Source organism: Paenibacillus baimaensis, from assembly GCF_025567575.1.
In genome coordinates this window covers 360,458-382,309 of sequence record NZ_JAOQIO010000007.1, presented here as the reverse complement: position 1 = coordinate 382,309, position 21,852 = coordinate 360,458, and the positions used below count along the sequence as shown (strand labels likewise).

The 21,852-nt window shown below is 46.2% G+C and carries 15 protein-coding genes; 10 read left to right on the top strand and 5 right to left on the bottom strand.

The genetic code is table 11. The annotated features are described in order from the left end of the window. Window positions 1-9: 9 nt before the first annotated feature. The 10 genes from OB236_RS03355 (at window position 10) to OB236_RS03310 (ending at window position 15,514) form a co-directional block, all read left to right on the top strand. Window positions 10-1,512 carry an extracellular solute-binding protein gene (locus OB236_RS03355; protein WP_262682738.1) on the top strand — a complete coding sequence of 501 codons (1,503 nt, stop codon included), beginning with the start codon at window positions 10-12 and terminating at the stop codon, window positions 1,510-1,512. 139 nt (window positions 1,513-1,651) lie between these two features. Continuing rightward, entirely contained in the window at window positions 1,652-3,943 is a 2,292-nt protein-coding gene (locus OB236_RS03350; protein ID WP_262682736.1) for a helix-turn-helix domain-containing protein, read from the top strand. A gap of 2 nt (window positions 3,944-3,945) precedes the next feature. Next, a complete protein-coding gene (locus tag OB236_RS03345) occupies window positions 3,946-5,001 on the top strand; it encodes an alpha/beta hydrolase family protein (protein ID WP_262682735.1) in 1,056 nt (351 codons plus the stop codon). 56 nt (window positions 5,002-5,057) lie between these two features. Beyond that, window positions 5,058-6,149 carry a Gfo/Idh/MocA family protein gene (locus OB236_RS03340; RefSeq protein WP_262682733.1) on the top strand — a complete coding sequence of 364 codons (1,092 nt, stop codon included), beginning with the start codon at window positions 5,058-5,060 and terminating at the stop codon, window positions 6,147-6,149. 1 nt (window position 6,150) lies between these two features. After that, window positions 6,151-6,993 carry a sugar phosphate isomerase/epimerase family protein gene (locus tag OB236_RS03335; RefSeq protein ID WP_262682732.1) on the top strand — a complete coding sequence of 281 codons (843 nt, stop codon included), beginning with the start codon at window positions 6,151-6,153 and terminating at the stop codon, window positions 6,991-6,993. 213 nt (window positions 6,994-7,206) lie between these two features. Then, on the top strand, window positions 7,207-8,367 hold the full coding sequence (locus OB236_RS03330) for a replication initiation protein (protein WP_262682729.1): 1,161 nt from the start codon (window positions 7,207-7,209) through the stop codon (window positions 8,365-8,367). A 731-nt stretch (window positions 8,368-9,098) separates the two neighbouring features. After that, entirely contained in the window at window positions 9,099-10,460 is a 1,362-nt protein-coding gene (locus tag OB236_RS03325; protein WP_262682728.1) for a hypothetical protein, read from the top strand. Between the two features lie 727 nt (window positions 10,461-11,187). Beyond that, a complete protein-coding gene (locus OB236_RS03320; RefSeq protein WP_262682727.1) occupies window positions 11,188-12,393 on the top strand; it encodes an S-layer homology domain-containing protein in 1,206 nt (401 codons plus the stop codon). Between the two features lie 56 nt (window positions 12,394-12,449). Next, window positions 12,450-14,555, top strand: a complete 2,106-nt coding sequence (locus OB236_RS03315) for a hypothetical protein (protein WP_262682726.1) — start codon at window positions 12,450-12,452, stop codon at window positions 14,553-14,555. A gap of 89 nt (window positions 14,556-14,644) precedes the next feature. Then, window positions 14,645-15,514: a hypothetical protein gene (locus tag OB236_RS03310; RefSeq protein WP_262682724.1), complete on the top strand. Its 870-nt coding sequence runs from the start codon at window positions 14,645-14,647 to the stop codon at window positions 15,512-15,514. A gap of 179 nt (window positions 15,515-15,693) precedes the next feature. On the opposite strand, the gene OB236_RS03305 is transcribed toward OB236_RS03310, so the two are convergent. The 5 genes from OB236_RS03305 to OB236_RS03285 all read right to left on the bottom strand — a co-directional run bounded on the left by OB236_RS03305 (window position 15,694) and on the right by OB236_RS03285 (window position 21,834). After that, the gene (locus OB236_RS03305) at window positions 15,694-16,455 is read right to left on the bottom strand and encodes a DeoR/GlpR family DNA-binding transcription regulator (protein WP_262682722.1); all 762 of its coding nucleotides are present in this window, start codon (window positions 16,453-16,455) and stop codon (window positions 15,694-15,696) included. A 25-nt stretch (window positions 16,456-16,480) separates the two neighbouring features. Next, entirely contained in the window at window positions 16,481-17,956 is a 1,476-nt protein-coding gene (locus tag OB236_RS03300; RefSeq protein ID WP_262682721.1) for a rhamnulokinase, read from the bottom strand. 23 nt (window positions 17,957-17,979) lie between these two features. After that, window positions 17,980-19,242 (bottom strand): L-rhamnose isomerase, encoded by a 1,263-nt coding sequence (rhaA, locus tag OB236_RS03295; RefSeq protein ID WP_262682719.1) that lies wholly within the window; start codon window positions 19,240-19,242, stop codon window positions 17,980-17,982. Window positions 19,243-19,260: 18 nt separating this feature from the next. Then, window positions 19,261-19,638 carry a sensory rhodopsin transducer gene (locus tag OB236_RS03290; protein WP_262682718.1) on the bottom strand — a complete coding sequence of 126 codons (378 nt, stop codon included), beginning with the start codon at window positions 19,636-19,638 and terminating at the stop codon, window positions 19,261-19,263. A 126-nt stretch (window positions 19,639-19,764) separates the two neighbouring features. Beyond that, window positions 19,765-21,834: a bifunctional aldolase/short-chain dehydrogenase gene (locus OB236_RS03285; RefSeq protein WP_262682717.1), complete on the bottom strand. Its 2,070-nt coding sequence runs from the start codon at window positions 21,832-21,834 to the stop codon at window positions 19,765-19,767. Window positions 21,835-21,852: the final 18 nt, after the last annotated feature.

Genomic DNA, 21,852 nt, shown 5'->3' with positions numbered 1-21,852 from the left:
AATTTATTCATGCAAACCAAACGTATCATCAAACAAGGTCTGATGGCTGCTGGAGCTTTATCCTTAGCTATTACTTCTGCATGTGCAAATGGCGGAGAGTCCAAGTCAGGAGGAGCGGCAGCGACCGGTCCGGTTGAAATTACGATGATGAACCAGTATTTAACAGCAGAGCCGCCCAAAATGGACAGCGAGCCGATGAAGCTGCTTCAGGAATATACCAACACCAAGCTGAACGTGACCTGGGTCCCGAGTGCCAGCTATAGTGAGAAGGTAACCGCCTCCATTGCTGTGGCTGGTGATTTACCGAAGCTGCTGCTTGTGAAGGACGACCGCAATCCGGCAATTATTGAAGCGGCCAAGGCAGGTCTGTTCTGGGAGGTGGGTCCTTATCTGAAGGATTATGCCAATCTGAAAACGCTGGATGAGGCCCGCTTATCCAATATTTCTATAGAAGGCAAAGTGTACGGTATTTATCGCTGGCGGGCTATTGCGCGAAACGGGATTATTATCCGCAAGGACTGGCTGGACAATCTGGGACTGCAGGAGCCCAAAACGATCGATGAGCTGCTCAATGTGTTCAAAGCGTTCACGTATAATGACCCCGATAAGAATGGCAAGAATGACACGTTCGGGATCTCTTTTGACTCCAACAGCTCATTAATTCTTCATCTGCTGGCAGCTATGGGAACACCGAATTTGTGGGCCTATCAGGATGGTAAGATGACACCTGATTTTATGACGAAGCCGTATATGGATGGTCTGAAAATGATTCAGCAAATGTTCAAGGACAAAGTGATGAACAGTGATTTTCCTGTTGTGAAGGACCGCACTGTGCTGGTGAATCAAGGAAAAGCAGGCGTCTACATCGGAGCCTATGATGATTTGAATGCCCGGTTTACCGATTTGTTCAAAGCCAATCCGAACGCCAAGCTGGATACAGTTGCTAATGTAACCGGTCCGGGCGGTGTCAAGGTGCAGGCAGGAAGCGGCTATAACAGCGTATTTATGATCCCGAAAACAAGTGTAAAAACAGAAGCAGAGCTGAAGCAGGTTCTGGCGTTTATTGACAAATTAGGTGACGAGAAGGTTCAAACCTTGATGAACTGGGGGATCGAAGGCAAGCATTACAAGGTAGATAACGGTAAAGCCATTCGTATCGACGAGAAGGTGTATACGGATGAAGTATATAATACGCTGTTCCAATTAATGGTATTTGATGGCAGCAAGGCACTTCCGGGCAATGTCGATCCGGCCGTTACCAAGTTTAACAAGCTTATTGCCGACAATGAGAAATTTGCGGTTCCGAATCCTGCATTGCCACTTCTTTCCAAAACCTATATGGAAAAAGGCAAGCAGCTGGATCAGGTGATGTCCGACGCAAGAACCAAATTCATTATTGGCGAGCTCGATGAAAAGGGCTTTGAGCAAGCCATTGCCAACTGGCAAAAAATTGGCGGCGACCAGGTTATGGCTGAATACAAGGTAGAATATGACAAATCACTCAAAAAATAAATGATTTTCCGGGGAGGAGCCGACAGGTTCCTCTTCTTTCCATCAATTGTAGCGCTAATGATTATAGGATTTCATCAAGGATAATGCGATAATGGATGCAGATTGAACGTTTGAATTGACTTAGGAAAGTGAGATCGTCATGAAGCTGAAGTTATCCCGCTATCACGTAAAGTTATTTATGTTATGCTTGCTGCTTGGTGCCATTCCCGTTATGGTATTAGGTATTTTTTCGTATATGAAATCCTCCAACATTATTGAAAACAAGGTTCTGCAGGGCAATGACCAATTGTTGCATCAAACCCAAATTCAGCTGGAAAACACGTTGAAAATTATTGACTTCTCGATCTTTCAACTGGTCAATGCACAGCCGGTCAGTGATGTACTCCAGATGCCCATTCAGGCCAGAGATTTTCCGCTTGTCGATAAGGTTCTGGAAACCTTGCAGCGTATTCAGATCTATGAACTCGGTATCCGCGATATTCAACTCATCAGCATCGATCAGAACTGGATCATCAGCAATAAGGGCTACGCCAAGCTGGATGAATTTACGGACACCGGCAGGCTTGCCTTATTCACGGGTATCGATCGGCCTTTCAAATGGATGACTGAAACCACAGCAAGCAAGGACGAAGCTCAGGCGCAAACGAATATTTATTTGGTGAAACGCTTTCCGAGCTATTCGGCCAAGCCTACCGCCCTGTTGGTGACCCAAATGTCCAATCAGGAGCTGTTCAAGGTACTGCCCAAAAGCAGTGAGCTTGGTTCATTGATGGTTGTCGATGAACAGGGGAATATACTCGCGACCGATCTGTTACCCGAAGTGGATAAAGGTCTTCGTGATTCGCTGCTGCTGCAAAATATACTGCAGACCCCCGAACTGAACGGCTACCGGATCGGACAAATCGGCAAGGAGGAGTATGGCTTCACCTTCCGCAAATCGTCGTATAATGGCTGGACCTATTTATCTATTGTATCGCTTGACAGTATCACACGGGAATCACAAGCGATCGGATGGGCAACGATATGGGCTTGCCTGATCATTCTGATCCTGATTATTATACTTTCCCTGCAGGGAGCCAATAAGATGTATTCCCCACTGCGCAGTCTGTATCAGAAGACGGCTGTCGCTGGAGAGCCCGGGGATACTCAGGTGCCGCAGGACGAATTCAAGGTGATCGAACGCCGAATGGAGACCATGTCACAGAATAATATGCATATGACCAGCCATGTTCAAATGCTGAGACATCAACTAAAGCCATTTATGATCTACAAGCTGGTTCAAGGTCAGCTAACAGGTAAAGAAATTGAGGAGCAGCTGCAGCTATTCGGCTACTCGCAGCAATTTCGCTGGTTGGCAGTCGTAGCCATACAAATCGATACACTGGAGACAACGCGCTATAGTGAGCACGACCGTGATCTGCTATTATTTGCGATCAGCAATATTGTGGAGGAAACGGTTGCAGCGGAGCATCGTCTGAATCCTGTCGTCATCGATCAATCACAGGTGACTGTCATTAGCAGCAACCACGATTCACCGGATGCTTTCAAGGATTTTATGTATGCAACGATTAAGCAGGTCCAGGAAAATGTATTGAAATTTCTCGATCTACCAGTCAGTGCGGGAATCAGTCGGCCTTATATCACTTACGACCTGACGTCCAAAGCATATGCGGAGGGTCTTGATGCATTAAAATACCGGATTACGAAGGATACCGAAACGATTCTGTTTATCGAAAATGAGGAACCGGAAACCCAAATGGTGTTTTTCCCGGAGCATCTGGAGAAGCAGCTGGTCGAAGCGGTCAAATTCGCCGATGATAAACGCGCACATGTGCTGTTGATGGAGTTTCTGCAAATTTTGTCCAACCGTGAGCTTACCCATAATCAGATGCAGAACTGGCTCATGAAGCTGCTGATGGATCTGCTGTATATTCCAGAGCAGCAGGATGCAGCTATTTCTTCCCTGGATACGAATGCAATTCCGTTATACCTGCAGCTAAAACGCCTGAATACTGTTCAGGAAATCGAGCAGTGGCTGATGCAGCAAATTATTGAACCGATTATTCAAACGATGGATCAAAGTAAAGAAGCACCTTACCACAAAATATCCAATGAAGTGGTAAGAATCATCCAGAGCGAGTATGACCGTGAGCTGACGCTGGAGGAATGCGCTTCGCGGCTCAATTACCATTCCAGCTATATTCGGCGTGCACTCAAGAAAAGCATGAATATCAATTTTAGTGATTACCTGCTTGCTTACCGGATGGATATTGCCAAGAAATGGCTGACCGAAACGGAGATGAAAATCACCGATATGGCTCGCAAGCTGCAGTATAACAATCCACAAAATTTTATCCGTTATTTCAAGAAAACGACTGGCATGACACCCGGACAGTACCGGGAAGTATCGCTAAGTGAAAATGGAGGCTGATTATGATGTGGAATCCCGATGAATTTCTTGAACAGCTGTACGACCGTCAGACGTATGTTCACACCTTTAAAGCGAACACCGAGGCCGAGTGGAGTGAATGGAGAACAGCATTACAAGAAAGGCTGATCCAAGCGCTGGTGTTGCCACAAAGAGACGTGGTTCCGCTGAACCCAGTGTGCCTGGAGCGAGTGGACTGCGGCGATTATATTCGCGAGCATATCGAGCTTACGACGGATCATTTTTTGAAAATGCCCTGTTATGTACTCCTGCCTAAACAGGTAACACCTCAAGCTGGAGAGGGTTCGGAGGGGACTACTCCCGCGATCGTCGCTTGCCCAGGTCATGGGTATGGGTATAAACAGCTTATAGGGCTGATGCCAGACGGAAGCGTGAGGGAGGACGAGCCTGGTATTTACAAGGATTATCCCATTGAGCTGGTAAAGCGTGGGTTTATCGTCATCGTGCCTGAATTATTGGGCTTGGGTGATCGAAGATTGATGCAGGATCAGGACAAGGAGCCGAATGCCAACTCCTGTTTCAGATTGTCCACGAATTTGCTTATGGCTGGTAAAACGTTAGCCGGTTACCGTGTTCATGAGATGATGTGCTGTGTCGATTATTTATTATCCCTTCGTGAGGTAGCTCCTGAGAGGATCGGGTGTATGGGCTTCTCCGGGGGCGGGAACGTTATGGCATTAACAGCGGCTATTGATAAACGAATTCGCGCTGCCGTCATTAGCGGGTTTACCAATACCTACAGGGATAGTATATTGGCCAAGCCCCACTGCTCGGATAATTACATACCGGATCTGCTGAATATTGCTGAAATGCCCGATATATGGGGTCTTATCGCTCCGCGGCCTTTGCTTATTGAATCCGGTCAAGCCGATCTTGGATTCCCGATTGCAGGCGCAATTAAAGCGCTTCACCATTTAAAATCGATTTATCGCGTACTCCATGCAGAAGATCAGCTGGAGGAAGACATCCATCCGGGAAAACACGAGGTATCGGGTGCCATAGCTTATGACTGGCTTCAACGGCATTTGTCTGCAGTGTAACCATTCTGAAGGAAGTCCACATTGCTTCACCCATATAATGTCAAGGAGGGTATACCATGCATAAAGAACAGCACATCCGTCTCGGAATGATCGGAATGGGCAAGGTTTCCGTAGAGAGGCATATTCCATCCATCCACTCCTTGAATGATCCAGATGTACAGATCTATGCCGCTGCAGACGCCATGCCGGGACTGGCTGACAAAGCTGCGAGCCAATTCAATATTCCGCATAGCTTTGAGGATTATAAAGAGCTGCTTGCGATGAAAGAGATCAATGCCGTTTCCATCTGTACACCTACGTTCACTCACGCAGCAATTGCCATTGATGCCTTAAGGGCCGGGAAACATGTGTATCTCGAAAAGCCGGCAACCTTGAATGAACAGGAAATGCGTCAGGTGCTGGATGCTGCCAAGCAAAGCGGTAAGGTGTTTATCGTTGGCTCCAATGGCATGCTGCAAAATCAGATGTTCATGTTTAAACAGATGATCGACAATAAGGAACTGGGCGAGGTTTTCAATGTTAGCATTACACGTGCATCCTCTAGAAGCAGCGGCAGCCATAAACGCAAAACAATCGGTGGCGATGGCATCAGTATGGAGAGTGCGTCCCACAATGTGGAGTGGGCGCTCTATTTCTTGAATGATCCAAAACCGATATCCGTAACAGGTCTCGGCTATTACAAATATGATAATCTGTCGATACCTCTTGAGCTGAGAGAAGCTGGCGAAGTGGATGATTGCTCCCTGGCGCTAGTTCATTTTGATAATGGAAGCAGCTTTATGTATAAGGCAATGAGATCGGCCGTAGCTCCCGCCGAATATGAGGTGAACATTCAAGGAGACACAGGCTTGATCCGCTATGATGTCAACAGGTGCTATAAAGAGAAATCCGATGACTGTATACGTATTTATACCCAGCACAAGGATGGGCAGCTTATGGAATCCAAACCGCTGATCTCCTGCGGAAGAACCCATGCTGCGATGTACGCGCATTTTTGGGATTGCATACGTCAAGGGAAACAATCTCCTATCAGCAGCGGAGAGAGAAGCGTAAGAGTGATGGAGATATTGGACGCACTGCAATTGTCGATGCGCAATAACGGGCTGCAGATCAGGCTGGATGCAAACTCCGGTTTCGGAGGGAATTAGGATGATAGGGCTCAGCTGCCACTCACGAAATTACGGTCCCGGTACACCGGATGAAATTTTTTCATTTATTAAGAGGCTCGGCTATGAATATATTGATGTTGATTCGGTCGGTACGATCAGACAGGGCGATGTTATCGAGAATCCGAAGAAACAAGCGCAGCTTGTCCAAGAGCTTACCGCCAAATACGATCTCAAGCTGGCCGAATATTTTCTGGGAACTGTCGCTGTTGATGGAATTAGTGTGAATAACAGTCAACCGGACACTGTGCTCAGGGGTAAAATGCTGGATAACTTTGCCCGGATCTGCGCTTATGCCCAAATGGCCGGTTTTCGAAGCATCATGGGGTCAGCCGGAGCGTTACACAAGGAAGTGGGTTATGAGCGATCATTCGACAACGCGGCTAATACACTCCGCCAAATGGTGGCCATAGCAGCCGAGCATAGCATTTCCTTTCACGTCGAGCCCAGCCGAGCCTCGCTGCTGAACGTACCCTCCCAAGCTATGCTAATGGCGCAAACCGTAGAAGGCTTAAAATACACACTGGACTTTCTGCATTTTCAGGTGAACGGTTATGATCAGAAGGAAACGATGGAGCTCTTGAATTATACGGGGCACATGCATGCAAGACAAGCAGCAGTCGGTTGGCCGAAGTGTCCATTCGAGCATGGGGAAATTGATTTTGATGCCATTATTAAAAGGCTGAGAGGGCTTCGATGGCAGGGCATTATTGCGATGGAATTTTGGAATGGACCCGAGGAAGAGGCAGCTGGCATGAATCCGGTCGAACAGACTCTGTTGATGCGTTATCACTTGAAGGGACTTATCAAGAAATACGAATGTTAATGACGGGTTCCGCTGACGCAATAAGTTGGCTGGAACCTTTTTACTTTTCCATGTTGCTGAATAGTGCGATATTGCAGGAAAACCAAGCTTTAGACATGGATGCATAAGCTACGGGAAGCTTCGGTCAGGTCGGGAGCAGCAGCTTTTTTATTGTTAAATTACCGAACTCGTACTACAATAAGATGAGCAATATAAAAGGTTGGTGAATTTGAATTGAGTAAAGCGATAATTAACGTGCTTGAGAAATATGCTCCAAAGCTGATTGACCTGAAAAAACAGCTTAAGTCGGTATCATCTGACGAAAAAATGATCATGGGTCAGCTTGATGAAGAAATTAACGGATACAGCTCATCCCTTATTAATAAGAAGATATATGAACTCAAGCGGATCTCAGGAAAAATAGTCGAAACCCGCAATGATATTTCTCAAAAAATTCTAATGAATCTTGAAAATCACAGTACACCCAATGAAGAGCTTTTTGAGCAGCAGGAATATTTGGAAATGCAGATTTTGATTCTGGAGAAAGCCATTCAGAGAAAACAGGAACAGAACCGACAATTTAGCCATAGCGTAGAGCGGAACTTTATTGACCATCCTTTTATTTCTTCAACGACTCCCAATGAGTCGACACTAAAGCTGAGACGTAATCAAAAGGGAATTCTCGAATTGAACAAATCCGGGTTCAGAAACCTTTTTTATCAAAATAGCAATGGAACTTTGCTGCTGCCTTATGATGCGCGTAATTTATTCGGTGTTTTTAAGATGTGGGAGCAAAAGGGGAAGGCCAAGGAGTTTGAATTCGCTTTTAAAGAGCTGCTGCATAATGTGAATGCTGATATTAACGGCGGCGAATACGATACCCTGCATACGAGCTTGGACAACCTCGGCAAAACGTCGATTGTGATGGAAGAATTTTATGATGCCGAAGCCAAGAAACGCAGAAGAACGAAAATTCATAATCCTTTTCAGGATGTCGATATTGATCGTGACACGAATACAGTCTTTATGAGGCTAAGCGATGATTTATATAAAAATCTTCTGGCTGGCAACGTGGTGTCGATCAGTATCTCGTTGTTTAATGACCTTGCCACCCCAACCTCAAAGAATCTGTATTTGATTGTCGTTAACAAAACAAAGGATCGCGAATTTGTTCTTGAGGTCGAAGCCTTGATTAATCATTTGGGTCTGAACACGAATGATAATTACAAAGCCTATGTGATGCTGAAAAACTCATTTGATGAACTGCAAAATTTTGATGTTATCCGTAATTATGAAATCGTCAAGAAAGGCCGGGTACCGGTTAAGGTTATATTTGAACCGAGCGAATGGCTGCAAAAAGCGACTGACACGATCGAGGAACGATTGCTTATTTAATACGAGGGGCCTCTTCATCCGAAGGGGCTTTTTAATATGTCCAAGTCAAACACCTCTCTACTACGAAATCAAACACCTCTGCACTACGAAAAAATGAAAAAAAGTATATTTTTCTCGATCTTTTTCCCACCTCTGTACTACGAAGTAAACACCTCTGTACTACGAAAGACCTCTCTACTACAAAACAAACACCTCTCCACTACGAAATGAAACCACTCTGTACTACGAACCACCTCTCTACTACGAAAACAAACCACTCTGTACTACGAAGTAACCACCTCTGCACTACGAACCACCTCTCTACTACGAAAAATAACACCTCTGCACTACGAAGTAAACCACCTCTGTACTATGATTGACCAATCTTAATCTTAAATGGTATTGTCGAAAATACCGGAATCCTGTTTAACGATCCTGAGTGTTGGGGATCACACAAAAAACCTCCGCTGTCAGCGGAGGCTTCTCTGGGAAATAAGGTCGCCAAACCTTACTCTCCGAGCACCAGATTGCACTGGATACTCATATTGTCGATAAATCCATACCGGTTGCAGCTGTTACCAGCAGTCAGCAACCTCACCCAACCTTAATCCGCAAAAAAACGGCGCGATTGAAGGTCTGCTTAAATTTTGTCTTTTAAGGGATTGTCCGTATATTGTAATGAATTGAACTTGTCCTGTAAAGTTTTTTTTCAAATTAACCAGTTAGTCTTCGGAAGGAGGTATGATCGACCCATGGGAGAAGCCAAGCGAAAGTCAGACGTAAACCGCAGCGCGAGCTATTTGCTGCTGGACAATAAGAATCTGGGCAGCACTTATCCCGTCTCGGTAGATCATACCTTCCTCACCGATCTATTCAATCTGGAGAAATCCTATGCCAGCGATTCAGTGGTCATGTTCCGTAAGAACAGCCATCCACTGCGTAAATTTCACGTCACAGGAACGACTATCCGTTTCATGATGACGATCTCGCGCCGTTTTAATACAGAGGGGACACTGGCAGGCTGTCCGCTGCACCGTCTGTATCAATTGATGGCCGAGGAGTATGAGGAAAGCTGCACGAAGGAGCAATTTTACGCGGAGGCTCACAAGCTTATTGCCCTTGGCATCCTGTCCGTTTCACGCAGCGGGATTATTAATGAATGGAAGCTGGAGTCCTTTAAACGGGAGACAGGCCGTTTTGTATTGTTTCACCCTCTGGTGTTCACCGCCGCGTTTACAGATTTGCCGATTGCCGCTCAAAAGCTGTATTTGTATATTGTGAACAAAAATGGTGAAAAGCTGAAGCATAAAGATAAAGAGCTGCTCGGACGCCATTCGTGGTTGTATACTCTCACTCATAAATCACGCCCCGCGCAAATTCGGGAATTATTACATTCACTTTCTGAGTTGGAGATCAATGGGCAGCGGCTATTTCTGGAATGCTCGGTGGAAAAGGATTCGCTGGGCCGTTGGGCTGTTCATTGGGTGCTCAACCCGACCTTCGTTGTTCAGCATGTGCCTGGTGCGCATTACCGTATGGTTCCGAAGGCAAAAATCCCCTACTCGCAAACGGTCTCTCGTTTGCGTCAGCTGTTCAGCTTCTATCGGATTTCTGAGGTAGAGCAGCTTGGCAATGGCAATGTGTTCCTCGGTTTGGCTCAACTATTACACCATGCCAGTATGACCATACTCCGTTATGCAGCAGCCCGGATTCGGGACATCGTAATGCGCTACGGTTTTCATGGAATGGACTTGGTCAGTATGCTTACTGTTGAGCTAGAGGACCGTTCCTTCGCTGCCTATATGGAGGTTATGAAGGAAACCGGAGCTTATCGGTATATAGAGGCCTCCGAAAATGAGGGCGTGTATGCGGAAGCAAGGCCGCTCCAGTTCTTCCGCGCGATTAAGGACAAGTTCTCGCTTCGCGAATTTGCCAAGGTCTGCAGCAGGGCAGTCGCTGAACTTGGAGAGCGGTATAGCAAACCGATGAAGACACCTATCTCTTCCGCGGACGAGCACAGGTTCAGAGGTAGTGCTCTTCATCATGAGGTTTTTTACCTGGAGGATTTCCTGCTTGAGCTTGAATCATCTATGAATGGAAAAGTGATTGCGTAGCTTCCTGTAATTTCAGGGGGCTGTTTGTCTTACCCAAAATCAAATGACGATCTTTCCCAAAAGCAGAATCCACACAGAACCATCGAGGATTCTCACATATTTGGACAACAAAGGGCAACAGGATTCGCTGTATCAGCGGCTGGTTGCCCTTTGTTGTTAACTTAAAGTTATGAATTCAGACAATAGGTAAACGTCATGGTTAGTTTATTAGAAATAATGCTGTACCTATAGTTAATTAATTAGACAGCTTTTGTGGATTGTTGGGAGACAGGGGATAAGTATGCAGCCTTCTTAGAGGAATTAGTTATTAACAGGGGGATAAATTGCAAATCTCTGAATCTATAACTCAATTATCATCGAGTCTGAATTTATGCACATAAGTGGATAGCTTGTCTGAAAAGTTATTCACAGGCTGAATAATCACCTTTGTCTGATCTGGCTTTACTGCTGTTGATACTTTTCCTAATAGGTACTTGATTTAATAGATACTAATTTTTAAAAGATAAATAATTTGGGAGCATGTTTTAATAAAAATTTAAATATTGATAATCCCTTTATTTTCCATAAAAACATGATAGATCTCATAAATTGAACAAAGCGTGAACAGATTGTCCTATTATGAATTGATATTCTTCTTTCTATAACTTTAGTTAGATGTGATTTTTATTAAGGTTTTGTAGAGTTATGTCGAACTATATTCTGCATAGAAAGAAGGATTACCGACAGCATGAAGCTAAAACAATTTACTACTTATGTCCTTGCTTTGATGATGCTTGCTAATGGAAGTACGGCACTGGCCGCCAGCTTCTCGGATACAGGGAATCATTGGGCCAACAGCAGTATCGAACAGATGGCTGCTTCCAAACGAATTACCGGTTATCCCGATGGGACCTTTAAACCGGATCGTCAGGTCAGTCGAGCAGAGTTCGTCAATATGGCCAACCAAACCTTCGGTTTATCGGGAACAGCTGCAAACACTAACTTTAATGATGTAAAGTCTGCAGATTGGTTCTATCCACAGGTATCAGCTGCACAATCTGCTGGTTATATCCAAGGTTATCCTGACGGAACCTTCAAACCGAATCAATCGATTTCAAGAGAAGAGGCAGCAGCTGTTTTGGCGAGGCTTCTAAAACTGGATACAAGCACTTCAAGCACCCTTACAGTCAAAGATGCAGAAGTAATTGATAGCTGGGCTAAAGCTAGCGTCTCAGCACTTCTGAGCAAGCAAATATTCAATGGCTACGAGGATGGTTCTTTTAAACCGTTTGCTCCCATTTCGCGCGCTGAAGCAGCAACTGCATTTCAACGTTCTTGGGAATTGAATCAGCTGTCTGTAAGTGCTCCAACGGATGGGAAGTTTAACATTTCAAATGTAAATGGTGCTAACGGTTTGGTTACCGTCATATTTAACCAGGCATGGACTACGGAACCAACCCTAGCCGATTTCAAAGTCACACAATCTGTAAATGGCGAGACAGAAACAATTGTGACTCCAACCAGCTTGTCTGTAGATGCATCTGCCAAAACCGTTAAGCTGGTTGTCCCTACAGTGAGTCAAGGCTCTGTCGTATTTAGTGTATCCTATCAAGGATTGTCAGCTGCAGCAGCTCCAGCCTTTACAATCGCTGCTGGAGGCGGCGGATCAGGATCTGGTTCAAGCTCAAGCCAAAGCTCGTCTAACAATGTTTTATGGATATCGAATACATCAGCTATATTTGATGGGCTGTTACTTACAAAGATCGAAGCTGCTGTCAATACTCAAGTAACCAAAGTTGAAATTATGAAGAATACTGTGAAATTGAACGATGCTATTCCTGTCAATGGAAGTATATCGGTCAATTTAATTGGAGCACAAATCGGGGATACGTTGACGTTGAATGCCTACAATGGTTCGATATTGCTCAAATCCTTTTATGTGACTGTTCAGTAAATCCATATCTTGTAGCTCGATTATTTATTAAATTGCATAATGAAAGGTGAGAACCCATGTCCAAGGCAACCAAGAAGCTGCTTATTACTGCATCTGCCTCTGTATTTCTAATGGCAGCAACTTCCGCACCTATCTTCGCAGCTCCATCCAATCCGGGCTACTATGTAGGCAATCAAAAATATCTGCTTAGCGATATAGCAGCAAACCCAAGCCTGCTCGTACAATTGAACAATAACTTGAATACGAAGGGGCTTTCCAGTTTTATTGCGGATTTACCTGAGGGCCGACTCAATTATGCCCAATTCATGGCTGCAAATCCCGGTAAGCTTAATCTGTCTGCTTTTAAAACATTCGCTGCTGCGCATCCTGCAGTCATTCCGGCTGACGCCGTTATCGTACGTCCTGACGGAACCGAACAACGCGATCCTGACTCACCGCTGCCTGGAATAAGTGTGCAGAATGGACTCATTACCGTAAGCTTTAGTAGTGCGCCTTCGGTCACACCTACTATTAAAGACTTCGTTGTTACACAATCGGTGTATGGAGGCAGTAATCCTCAGGTTATCGTTCCTTCGGGTCTCCAGCTGAATTCAGACGGTACCGTGGTATTGCTGAGTGTACCCACAATAGCTGCGACGGACATTGCACAGAACATTGTCTATACTGTAGCTTACAAGCTCTCCAGTACGGTATCAGCAGGCTTCACGCTTGCCGCTAACCCAACGACGGGAGAGCCCGTAGGGCAGGCAGCGATAAGTACCGTAAGCACGGTGAACGGAACCATCACGGTGAACTTCAATAAACCTGTATCTGTCGCTGAAGCAACCTATGGCATGAAAATTAGTCGGTCCATAGATGGTGGAGCAGGCTCAACTGAAGTACCTTCCCTGGTTCAAGTATCTGGTAATACCGTTACGTTTAAGGTGGCCGAAGTGCAGTCGGCAGCGGCAGATCAAAACGTAGTGTACAGCTTGTCCTATTTGAATGGAACTGCAATCAATACGGTGAAATTTACCGTAGCTAAGATTCCTGCAACGATAGTTTCCGCTAGCGCGGTGAACGGAACCATCACGGTAAACTTCGATAAGGCTGTATCTGTTGTCGAAGCTACCTATGACATGAAGATTAGTCGGTCCATAAATGGTGGAGCAGGCACAACTGAGGAACCTTCCCTGGTTCAAGCGTCCGGTAATACCGTTACCTTCAAGGTGACCGAAGTACAGTCGGCAGCGGCAGATCAAAACGTAGTGTACAGCTTGTCCTATTTGAATGGTACTGCCATCAATACGGTGAAATTTACCGTAGCCAAGATTCCTGCAAAGATAACTTCCGCTAGTGCGGTGAATGGCACCATTACGGTAAATTTCGATAAGGCTGTATCTGATGTCGAAGCAACCAATGGCATGAAGATTAGCCGGTCCATAAATAGTGGAACAGGCACAACTGAGGTACCTTCCTTGGTTCAAGCATCCGGTAGTACCGTTACCTTCAAGGTGGCCGAAGTGCAATTTACAGATGCAGATCAAAGTGTGGCGTACAGCTTGTCCTATCAGAATCAAACTGCCTACAATACGGTGAGCTTTAACGTAGCCAAGATTATTGTAAGTGCGGTTAACGGTAGCGTGACCGTCAAATTTACAACAGTCGAAACAGTAAGTGAAGCTATTTACCAAAATCTTAAGTTCAAACAGTCGATTGACGAAATGACACCTACTAATGTAACTCCAACAGCTTCTGTGCTGGATTCTGTGAATAATTCGGTTACCTATACCGTACCAGCTGTTCAAAAGCTGTATACGGAACAAACCGTGACATATAGCGTATACAATTGGGAGAACCCTGCCGCGGAATCGAATACGTTTAAAACGGTTTTAAAATCACCAACGATTAACACTCCAGTCAATCTTAATAGTAACAATAAAATAGTAACTGGAACCGGAGAACCTGATTTTAAAATTAAAGTGAAAATTTCTGATGGAACTCATTCTGTAGAAAATAATGCTGAAGTAATAGTTGGAACAGATGACAATTTCACTGTCAATTTTTTTGCGAATCTAGGCACAATAGCAAATGGCCCTATCACCCTTACAGTAACACAGCGTGATAAAGATAACGGCAGAGAAAAAACAGTAAATGGCTTCACAGGAACCAATAATCAATAACATGCAATTGTTTAAGGGAAATTTATTCTACAACGTCACTTTTCAATTTAATATCTAAGACACAGATACCGATGAAAGTGGTGAATCTATTGACCGACATATACGTCCTACAGCCTCTGGAGATTCAGCCCTACGAACATTTGGCATTACCGGATTATATTCATTATTTCACACAGAATGATGATCTACCTACCCGGATCAGGGTAGGAGCAAGCTTTAATGGGGATCCGGCAGCTCTAGTTTTAGCTGAGATCAGGAAAATCGGCGATTTGGGGATCTTGCATTCTTTTGGAATCACGCCTCAGTATCAGAATGAAGCTTGGGAGCAGGAGCTGCTCCGATTTACTGAAATGCAGCTGATAGATCAGGGTGTCAGCAGCCTGCAGATTACTCTGCAACAGGGACATTCCCCGAGCCTTGCTGACTCCTTGACTGCCTGCAACTGGAAAAAGTCGCTGGACAGTGTTACTCACTATCAGTTTGATTGCCTGCTGATTAATAGCCATTCCATATGGAGCCGGGAAATACCACTGCCCAAGAGCTATTCGGTACACGACTGGCAGGATATTACTGATAGTCAATGGGATGAACTGAAACAGGCAGACTGGTATCCATACGCCCTTTCTCCATTCGAAAGCTATAGCTTTGGTGATATTGATCAGCAAGCCAGCTTGTGGCTTCGTCAAGGTGATGATATTGTCGGATGGATCGTGGCAAAGCGTTCCAATGAGCAGTTTTTGTACTGGAGCTCAATGTTCATCAGAGAGGATGCTTACCGCAAGCATGTTGGTATTCCTTTCATACAAAGGATGATCAGACGTCAGGTCGCGTTGGGAATACCTTACGGTTGCTTTGATGTGAATGCCTATCATCAACAGTTCCAACGCTTTGTCAACAAACGATTTTTGCCCTATATTTTCCATCGTCAGGAAGTACAGATTTTTAGCAAAATTCTGTAAGCCAATTCGATACCTACATCACAACCAATGAATGAATACATGAACTAAAAAACAACAGGTTTATATCCAAGAAAAAGAAGCCTACGTTTTTCACACATTTACTGTGGAAAAACGTAGGCTTCTTCTTTCACATTTCGGAACAGGCTGGATACTATGGATTTTTTGGAACAACCCTATTCTCACACCGTAATCACGCTAATCCCGAGCTCCTGCAGCCGCTCTAGCATTTCCTTATCTATGCGGCGGTCCGTAATAATGACATCGACCTCGGACAAATCGGCAACATGCGTGAACGCCTGCACACCGAATTTACTGGAATCGGCCAATAGAATCACCTCGTCCGCCATGCCGATCATCTTTTGCTTAATACGGGCCTGCAGCTCGTTGGATTCGCTGATGCCACGGTCAAGATGAACGCCCTTGCACGATAGGAACACTTTATTGACATGGTAAGCATCCAGAGAACGCTCGGCCAGTGGCCCTACGAAGGACAAGGAACGCTGCGCTAATATGCCGCCTGTTGAAATGACTTCGATCTTTTCCTTACTGCTCAGCTCCGTTGCGACCTTGATTGCATTGGTCAATACGGTGAGAGGCAGATCAGGCAGATCGGCAGCCATATACCAAGCCGTCGAACTGGCATCCAGCAAGATACGATCCTTCAGGTCGATCCGCTTGATCGCTTCCTGAGCTATACGTTTCTTCTCATCGGCATAGGTGATTTCCCGTTCAGCATATGGAATTTCCGGCTGCTGATTGTCCTTGACACTGACCGCTCCGCCATGCGAGCGGCGCAGTCGTCCAGCTTGCTCCAAGCGGTCCAGATCACGGCGAATCGTCTCCTCCGTAACCTGACATAGCTCGCTCAGCTCAGAAACTCGGATACCGCCTCTTTCGTTGACCAAACCTACAATCTTTTCATAACGCTCCGCAACCAGCATGCTTACCCTCTTTTCACAAACAATGTTATTCAGTCATTCCTGTCAGCTTCAGAAATTGATCGTAGGCATCGGCCCACAGATCTTGTGCTTCAGGCTCATAAGTGATAATACTAAAGGAATCCCGGATCACCTGACGCGCTTCCCATATATCCTGGAATTCCCCTTGGGCAATCCATTGAACGGCCATATTGCCGATAGCGCTGCCTTCTGATGGACCCGCCCATACCGGCTTGCCAATCGCATTAGCTGACCATTGGCAGAGCAGCGTATTTTGAATGCCTCCGCCGACCATATGCAAACCGTTGAACCGCTGACCGGACAAGCGTTCCGTCATTTCAAACACGTAGCGGTATTTGAGAGCAAGGCTTTCGAGAATGCAGCGAACGATTTCACCGACCGTTTCAGGGGCTTGCTGTCCAGTTTGATGGCAATATTGGGTTATTCTTGAAGGCATATCTCCAGGAGCCAGAAACAGGGCATCATCAGGATCTATGAACGCCTTGAATGGCTGAGCAGCCCCAGCCAATTGTACTAATTCGGGAAAAGCATACGATTTTCCTGCTTTCTCCCACACGCGGCGGCTTTCCTGCAAAATCCACAGGCCCATAATATTTTTGAGCAGGCGATAAGTACCCTCGACGCCACCTTCATTGGTAAAATTGAGCTTCTGCGCCATTTCATTAATGACCGGCTTGTGTACCTCGGTTCCCATCAGCGACCAGGTGCCACAGCTCAAGTAAGCGAAGGATCGATCCGTAGCCGGAACCGCTGCGACGGCTGATCCTGTATCGTGTTCGGCAACTGCATAAACGGGAATCGAAGGTATGCCCAGCTCTTCACAGACGGATGCTTGCAGCATACCAGCTTGACTTCCAGGCTGCAGCACATCGCCAAACCACGATGCAGGGAAATCCAGCAGCCGGAGAAGCTCAGCATCCCAATCACCTTTAACGGGATTGAACAGTTGGGTTGTTGTAGCATTCGAAAACTCATTGTGCATCTCGCCCGTCAAGAAATACCTCAGCAAATCCGGAATCATCAAAAACCGATTATCTGCCTGCAACCAAGGGGAGTTAGCCTGTTTGAGCGCAAACAACTGAAATATTGTATTAAACTGCAAAAACTGAATGCCTGTTCTCCCAAAAATAACCGACGCCGGGATCTGTGCAAACAAGGTCTCCATAATATCTTCCGTATGTCGATCCCTGTAATGATAAGGGTTCCCAACCAGCTCACCATTTTTACCGATAAAGCCAAAATCAACGGCCCAGGAATCAATGCCGATGCTGTTTACTTCAATTCCCTGGTTTTTGGCGATTAGCAGTCCTTGCTTGATTTCATGATACAGCCGTAAAATATCCCAGTGCAAGCGGTCGCCCACCTGCACTGGATCATTGGAAAACCGATGAAGCTCCGTGATTTCGATCCTGCCATCCGTCAGGCGGCCAAGCAGCGCTCTGCCGCTGCTCGCCCCCAGATCAAAAGCGACAATGTTCCCCAAAGGATATCACCCTTATTCGTTAATTAGTTTCCGCGTTTAAGCAATACTTCCTGCTCATAGGTTTTTACTTCTGCCAGCCACTCTTCACGCACCGGCACGCCTTTGGACGCGCAATAGTAATCCCAGATGGCGCCGAAAGGATAGGATTTGAACTCTTCCGTCAATGCCAGACGTGTAGTGTAGTCGCCTTCAAGCTCCGCTTTCTTCAAGGCTTCCACAGGATCAAGCATCGCACGCATCAGTGCTTTGATCGTGTTGCGTGTGCCGATTACCCAAGCAGCTACACGGTTAATGCTACCGTCGAAGAAATCGAGTCCAATATGTGTTTTTTCAAGCAGATTGCCGCGCACTAATTCTCTACCGATTTCGATCAGCTCATCGTCCAGCGTTACTACGTGATCGCTATCCCATCTCATTGGGCGGCTGACGTGCAGCAGAATACCATCGGTGAAGAGGGCAAGAGATGACAGCTTGTTGGAGATAACCTCTGTCGGGTGGAAGTGACCTGCATCCAGGCAGATTAGCTTGTTATTCTGGATGCCATAGCCCATATAGAACTCATGGGAGCCGACCACGTACGCTTCTGAGCCGAGTCCGAACAGCTTGCTTTCAACAGCGTCCAGGTTATAGGCTGGATTGAGCTCTTCAGCGAATACTTCGTCCAATGCTGATTTCAGGCGCTGTCTTGGTGCCATACGGTCTGCCGGAACATCCTTGTAGCCATCTGGAACCCATACGTTGGTGACGCACGTTTGGCCCAATTGCTCGCCGAAAAAGGCGCCGATTTTTCTTGAGGCTTTGCAGTGATCGATCCAGAAATGACGAATTTCCGGGTCGGAGTGGCTTAATGTAAATCCATCCTTGGATTTTTCATGGGAAAAACAAGTCGGATTGAAGTCCAGACCCAAGCCTTGCTCCTTGCACCAATCAACCCATTTTTGAAAATGCTTCGGCTCCAGCTCATTCAGCTCGACCTTTTCATCTGTATCCGCATAGATCGCATGGAGATTTACCTTGTGCTTGCCGGGAATTAAAGAGAACGCTTTCTCCAGATCCGCTCGAAGCTGTGCAGGGGATTGTGCCGCTCCAGGATAATTACCGGTTACGGAAATACCGCCAGTCAAATCCTGATCACGATTAAGGAATCCTTTTACGTCATCGCCTTGCCAGCAATGCATTGAAATTTTGACTTTTTCCAGCTGCTCGAGCACTTGATCGACGTTGATGCCGTGAGACGCGTACAGTTCTTTCGCTAATTCATAATTGGCTTGAACATTTTTGTCCATTTGTTAAGCTCCTCTACCTTAGGATTTGATGGGATAAGCGATGACCGACATCAGAGCATTCTCGGCCTGAGTCGTATCCAGACGGCTGTATTGTACGATAATCGGAATATGGCTTTGTACTTCAATCGCATAGGGAACACCAAGTGGAATAGACGTTCCTTCCTTGGTAGCCAAGGAGCTCGTGCGGATATGCTTGGTCCGGCGGCCGGCAACCATTTCCTGAATGTCCTCAAGCGGAGGACGATCCTCGAAAAAAATCGTAATGGTAATGTGTGCATCCTCTGAAGATGTGTTCAATACACAGATCGATTCGTGGCTGGTTAACGTTCCTGAACTGATCTCCGGAATGTAACCGTCAGGAATAATCCAAAGCTTTTCCCCTGTGGCAGACGGCATGTCACGGCCTCCTTTTAATAGTAAATCTATGAGTTATCCGATGTATACAAAGGGGTAAACATGCATTCATTGTATTGGTTTGTATACATCGGAGTACACTTAAGAACATACTTGCACAGGCAATGATTAACGAGTGAATGCAGCAGGAACGCCGCCGTCAATTGTTAGCATGCAGCCGGTTGTTTTATCGGATTTGGAAGATGCAAAGAAGGCAATTCCTTCGGCAATATCACGCGGATAAATATTAACGAGCAGGGTGGTACGTTTACGATAATGTTCTTCCAGTTGATCGGGTTCAATGCCGTAGGCAGCGGCACGTTCATTGCGCCAGCTTCCGTTCCAGATCGCAGAGCCTTGCAGGATCGCATCCGGCAGGATCGTATTGACGCGAATACCAAATTCTCCGCCCTCTGTAGCGATACAACGTGCGAGATGAGCTTCCAGCGCTTTGACAGAGCTGTATGCGGACGCGCTTTTTCCAGCATATATGGAATTTTTGGAGCCAATGAATACCATGTTACCGCCGATAGCTTGTTCCTTCATCAGGATGAAGGCTTCACGGGCCACAAGGAAATATCCCGTTCCGAGCACGTTCATGTTCAGGTTCCATTCCTTCAACGATGTCTGATCAAAGGGGCTGGAGGTAGCAAGACCGGCATTGTTGACGATAATGTCCACACCACCATAGGTGATGGAAGTCTCAGCATAAGCAGCTTGAATCATTTCTTCGCTCGTTACATCCATCTTGACGGCAATCGCGCGGTTCTCTCCATACTTGGCATTGATTTCTGCCGCAACCTTCTCGGCACCCTCCAGGTTAAGGTCGGCCAGTACAACATGCGCACCTTCAGATACAAGACGACGAGCCGTTTCACTGCCAATCCCGCCAGCTCCGCCGGTAATAAAAGCAATTTTGCGAGAAAATTCCGCTTCTGCAGGAGCGAGTGACAATTTGTAAAGCTCTAATGGCCAATATTCCACATTGTAGGATTCGTTTTCACTTAGCGATACGAATTGACCCAGAGCGGTAGCGCCTCTCATGACAGCTATTGCACGGTGATACAAAGCGCCGCTAACCTGTGACATCGCCCAGCTTTTGCCCGTGTTGATCATACCTACACCCGGAATCAGAATGACACGCGGCGCAGCTTCAAACATCACATCGCCTTCATTTTTGTTGCGGTCGAAGTAAGCTTTGTACATTTCTTTATATGCAGCGACGCCTTCTTTTAGCTTCGCTTTCAAACCTTCGATATCGTCTGCGTTGGGTGTCCAGTCTATGAACAAAGGCACAACCTTCGTATGGACGAGATGATCCGGGCAAGCCGCGCCAACCTGGGACAATGCTGCGGAGTTGAGTCCACCTACAAATTGCAAAACATCGTCGGCATCGTCGAACGATAGAATCATCTTCTTGGCATCGCTCACCGCTCCACGAATCGTCGGCATCACTTGTGCAGCCACGGTTCTGCGTAGATCTGCAGCAAGTGCTGCATGCTTCACACCACCAAAAACCTGCTCTTTTTTAATGCGTGCTTCGATGAAGTTTTCCGCTTCGGTAATGATTTTGATCGTTTGGGCGTAAGCCGCTTCAGACGTTTCGCCCCAAGTGACCAGGCCGTGTTTTTCCATAAGGACAAGCTCAGCCTTAGGGTTGTTCAGCACGCCTTCTGCGATCATTTTGGAGAGCGTGAAGCCGGGACGAATATAAGGGACCCACACGAAACGGTCTCCGAAAATTTCACTTGCCAGCTCCTTGCCATTATCGGCGCAGCAGAGACTGATGATGGAATCGGGATGGGTATGGTCAACGTGTTTAAATGGAAGAAAAGCGTGCAGCAGCGTTTCGATCGATGCGCGTGGATGTTTGGCGTCAATCATGCAATTTGCCAAATAAGCGACCATTTCTTCATCCGGCATTTCCGATTTCTCAAATAAAGGACGAATATCCTCCATACGCAGGCCAGTAAAATTAGAAGCTTTCATGGAAGCCAGGTCAGAACCGCTGCCTTTGACATACATGACCTCTACGTCACGACCACGGAAATCCTTGACGATGGTTTTGCTGGATGTATTTCCTCCACCATAATTGCATACGCGACGATCCGTGCCTATCAGATTGGAACGATAAACGAGTTGATCCAGACCGCTGACTTGCTCTGATGCTTTAGACGCTTCCCACAAACTTTGTACCATGCTTATACCTCCGTATGA

Coding starts and splice junctions, on each gene's coding strand:
- OB236_RS03355 (WP_262682738.1), top strand. CDS start 10: ATGCAAACCAAACGTATCATCAAACAAGGTCTGATGGCTGCTGGAGCT.
- OB236_RS03320 (WP_262682727.1), top strand. CDS start 11,188: ATGAAGCTAAAACAATTTACTACTTATGTCCTTGCTTTGATGATGCTT.
- OB236_RS03290 (WP_262682718.1), bottom strand. CDS start 19,638: ATGCCGTCTGCCACAGGGGAAAAGCTTTGGATTATTCCTGACGGTTAC.
- OB236_RS03335 (WP_262682732.1), top strand. CDS start 6,151: ATGATAGGGCTCAGCTGCCACTCACGAAATTACGGTCCCGGTACACCG.
- OB236_RS03305 (WP_262682722.1), bottom strand. CDS start 16,455: ATGCTGGTTGCGGAGCGTTATGAAAAGATTGTAGGTTTGGTCAACGAA.
- OB236_RS03350 (WP_262682736.1), top strand. CDS start 1,652: ATGAAGCTGAAGTTATCCCGCTATCACGTAAAGTTATTTATGTTATGC.
- OB236_RS03345 (WP_262682735.1), top strand. CDS start 3,946: ATGATGTGGAATCCCGATGAATTTCTTGAACAGCTGTACGACCGTCAG.
- OB236_RS03285 (WP_262682717.1), bottom strand. CDS start 21,834: ATGGTACAAAGTTTGTGGGAAGCGTCTAAAGCATCAGAGCAAGTCAGC.
- OB236_RS03315 (WP_262682726.1), top strand. CDS start 12,450: ATGTCCAAGGCAACCAAGAAGCTGCTTATTACTGCATCTGCCTCTGTA.
- OB236_RS03340 (WP_262682733.1), top strand. CDS start 5,058: ATGCATAAAGAACAGCACATCCGTCTCGGAATGATCGGAATGGGCAAG.
- OB236_RS03325 (WP_262682728.1), top strand. CDS start 9,099: ATGGGAGAAGCCAAGCGAAAGTCAGACGTAAACCGCAGCGCGAGCTAT.
- rhaA (WP_262682719.1), bottom strand. CDS start 19,242: ATGGACAAAAATGTTCAAGCCAATTATGAATTAGCGAAAGAACTGTAC.